Here is a 2,769-nt window from a genome sequence, read left to right on the forward strand (position 1 = left end):
CGCAACGTGGCCCGATAGGCGGAGCGCCTGCCCGAGCACACTCGCTGAACAGACAGGCGGTGTGCTCAGGCAGCGACATCGCGGTCGTCTTGCTGGTAGAGGAACTCCGGATCGATCTCGGTGCGCGCGAGATTGTTGGTCAGGGTCGAGGTCACGTACCAGCCGATGACGGAGATGATCTCCAGCAGCTCCGCCGTCGACAGCCCCTCGTCGTTGAATGTCTTGAGCTCCTCTTCCGACAGGCGACCCTGCGTGTCCCAGAGACGCTTGGCAGCACGCTGCACGAGCGCATGACGCGGATGGGACATGGGGCGGCCCTCCCGCATGGCGGCAATGGAGGATTTGGATGCTTCGATTGAGTAAGACGGCCGCGGGGATGGCCATGCTATTCGGGGCGGGGCTTGTCGCCGCTCCGGCGCTGGCGCAGGACACCGGGACGTTCCGCTCCGTTGTCGTGCTGCTTAACGACTACACGACCCTCGACCACCATGCTGGGGTCCGTGTCATCGCAGGGCCGATTGAGGGGGTCGCTGTCACCGTCGAGAGTTCCGCCGCTCCCTGGGTCGCCGGCTCGAGCAGCCGCGTCTCATGCGTTGCGTTCGCGCGAGCGGGCACGGACCGCCTGAACCTTGAAGCTCCCTGCAACGTCACCGATTCCGACGGCGATACATGGTTCGCGCACTCGACGCGCGAGGAAATGAACGCTGCCGGCGGCGGGGCGGGCAAAACGGTGATCTTGGGCGGAACCGGAAAGTATGCGGGGATCACGGGAAGTTGCGGCTATACCGTGGCGAACCTTCCGGATAACTGGCAGACGACCACGATCACGTGCGACTGGAGCCGCGAGTAGGCTCGCGCGTGGGGTTTCTTCTCTGCGGGTCCGGTCTGCAGGAAGCGATGGGGCCTACGGGCGGACCCAAGGAAGCCGAGCCCCGCGCGGCCAGAGGCGGTCACATGGTGTCACGGCGCTGTGTGACCCTCATAATGCTGCCGTGACACCAATCGAAACCAGTGTCATTCGATACGGGGGTGCCCCGACCAACGCCCCTCCGCCGATCGCGCGGGGGGATCATGTCACCGAAATTCATCGGCAAAAGCGAGATCCCCGCCGCTCAAGCGTCGGTCAGGTCGAAATGGCGAATGTTCGGCGGCTCAGCGAGGGCCTGCGCGAGCTGGTCGCTGTCGCCCCGCTCCCGCCGCCAAGCCAGATATTTCTCGTAGTGCTCGCGCGTTTCCCACACTTCCACCAGCACGAGATTGTCGGCGTCGGCGCCGTTCCGCAGCGCGTCGACGCTTACGCAGCCCTCATAGGCGCGGGTATCCGGCAGGATTGACCGGAAGAACGAGGCCAGGTCGTCCCCGGTGCCCGGTTTCGCCTTGAGTTCGAGGAGCACTCTTACAGCCATTTTGCAATCTCCTTCTTGTCGCACAAAGGACATTAGCAGATTGCTGAGGCGGGGTAGCCCCGCGGGGTGAAGGTCCGAGGGTCGTCGTCGCGCTCATCGCTCACGGCGCGTCCTCCTGCGCCCGGCGCCTGCATAAGCCCCAGCCCGCCAGCGCGAGGACGAAGCCCGCCGCTACGACGCGGACGGCGTTCCAGACCTGCCAGGGCCCGGAGTAGGCCCGCCACGCTTCCTCGGCCTCCGCCACGCCAAGCGGCGTCTCGACCAGCGCCAGCGCCTCGTTCAGCGGCACATTGGCGGTCATCGTCGGAACCATCGCGCCCAGAACATAGAGGAGGCCGGCCAGGGCGAAGCCGGTTGCGGCCAGCCGCTCCCGGACCTTAAAGGCGGCCAGCGCCGTGAACATCAACAGCACCGGCGTACCGAAGAATACCGGCGCGAAGACCCAGTTGCGCACGCTCGCATTCATGGCCTGCATGGCGGCGATGGCGACATTCGGGTCCGACGCGTCCAGCCCCCACATGGTCGAGCAGATCCAGGCGAAGAAGAATCCAAACATCGCCCCGGAAAACAGGAGCGACAGGAGGGCCAGCGCCTTCATCAATCGGGGCAATACGAAAAACTCCCTGGGCCATCCACCCTCACTAGCAAGTCGCTCAGCGAGACGACTTCCGCCTTCGCGTCCACATACTGTTCGATATCCGCCGCCTTCATCCTCGCCTCAAAAGACCTTCACTAATGTCCTTTACGTGCTGGCGTTTCACCCCTTGCTCCCGAGCGGCCCTGTCCAAACCTCGTATGCCGAGCGCGGCGGAGACTTCCATGCACGGCCCGTAGACCCAGTCCTTGAGTTCCGCGTAATAGTCGTCGACGGATTGGGCCTGGGCGGTGCCGATGGTCACCAGACTTGCCACTATCCCCGCAATGAGTTGCTTCATGGTCATGGATATTTCCAACCCTCCTTCTGCAGATAGATCAGGCGGCGCAACCGGGTGCGGGGAAGCCTGGAGAGTAGGACCTTTAACCTCCCCGGCTTCCCCATCCCGCCGAGCTTCCGGGCCACGGCAGGATCCAATTTCACCACAACGCGACCATCGCCAGCCGCACGCGTCGGGCTCCGGCGGGAGAGCCGGCCTCCAGGTCCTTCGTCGGAGGTGCACACCGGCTCTCCCTACCCGCCGCCTGAGCCGTTGGGCGGCGGGGTCTTCTACTGTCGCTTCGCCCCGAACGCGCCGACGTAGGCACCGGTGTCGAACACGCCGTAGGCCTCCTCGTGGTTCGGGCCGTAAAAGTTGCCCGCCATGTAGCTTCTGTTTGGCGTCCCGGCACTGAAGCGGCCGTTCGTGAGCAGCATGTCGTCCCAGAC

General features: G+C 64.8%; 5 protein-coding genes. 1 reads left to right on the forward strand and 4 read right to left on the reverse strand.

The features are described from left to right. Nucleotides 1–65: 65 nt before the first annotated feature. On the reverse strand, nt 66–308 hold the full coding sequence (locus tag OXC99_07010; GenBank protein ID MCY4624731.1) for a hypothetical protein: 243 nt from the start codon (nt 306–308) through the stop codon (nt 66–68). A gap of 38 nt (nt 309–346) precedes the next feature. Here OXC99_07010 and OXC99_07015 point away from each other — a divergent pair, with 38 nt between their 5' ends. Further along, a complete protein-coding gene (locus tag OXC99_07015) occupies nt 347–850 on the forward strand; it encodes a hypothetical protein (GenBank protein MCY4624732.1) in 504 nt (167 codons plus the stop codon). 262 nt (nt 851–1,112) lie between these two features. Here OXC99_07015 and OXC99_07020 read toward each other — a convergent pair whose 3' ends face one another. From OXC99_07020 to OXC99_07030, 3 genes are all read right to left on the reverse strand, one after another. Then, the gene (locus OXC99_07020) at nt 1,113–1,406 is read right to left on the reverse strand and encodes an antibiotic biosynthesis monooxygenase (protein MCY4624733.1); all 294 of its coding nucleotides are present in this window, start codon (nt 1,404–1,406) and stop codon (nt 1,113–1,115) included. Between the two features lie 100 nt (nt 1,407–1,506). Continuing rightward, nucleotides 1,507–2,016, reverse strand: a complete 510-nt coding sequence (locus OXC99_07025) for a DUF1772 domain-containing protein (protein MCY4624734.1) — start codon at nt 2,014–2,016, stop codon at nt 1,507–1,509. 97 nt (nt 2,017–2,113) lie between these two features. Next, nucleotides 2,114–2,347, reverse strand: a complete 234-nt coding sequence (locus OXC99_07030; protein ID MCY4624735.1) for a hypothetical protein — start codon at nt 2,345–2,347, stop codon at nt 2,114–2,116. Nucleotides 2,348–2,769 lie beyond the last annotated feature (422 nt).

This window comes from Chloroflexota bacterium (genome assembly GCA_026713825.1).
GTDB lineage: Bacteria > Chloroflexota > Dehalococcoidia > Lucifugimonadales > UBA1127 > UBA1127.

Bases quoted from the DNA above. Each gene is read 5' to 3' on its own strand.
- OXC99_07010 (MCY4624731.1), bottom strand. From the start codon at position 308: ATGTCCCATCCGCGTCATGCGCTCGTGCAGCGTGCTGCCAAGCGTCTC.
- OXC99_07030 (MCY4624735.1), bottom strand. From the start codon at position 2,347: ATGACCATGAAGCAACTCATTGCGGGGATAGTGGCAAGTCTGGTGACC.
- OXC99_07015 (MCY4624732.1), top strand. From the start codon at position 347: ATGCTTCGATTGAGTAAGACGGCCGCGGGGATGGCCATGCTATTCGGG.
- OXC99_07020 (MCY4624733.1), bottom strand. From the start codon at position 1,406: ATGGCTGTAAGAGTGCTCCTCGAACTCAAGGCGAAACCGGGCACCGGG.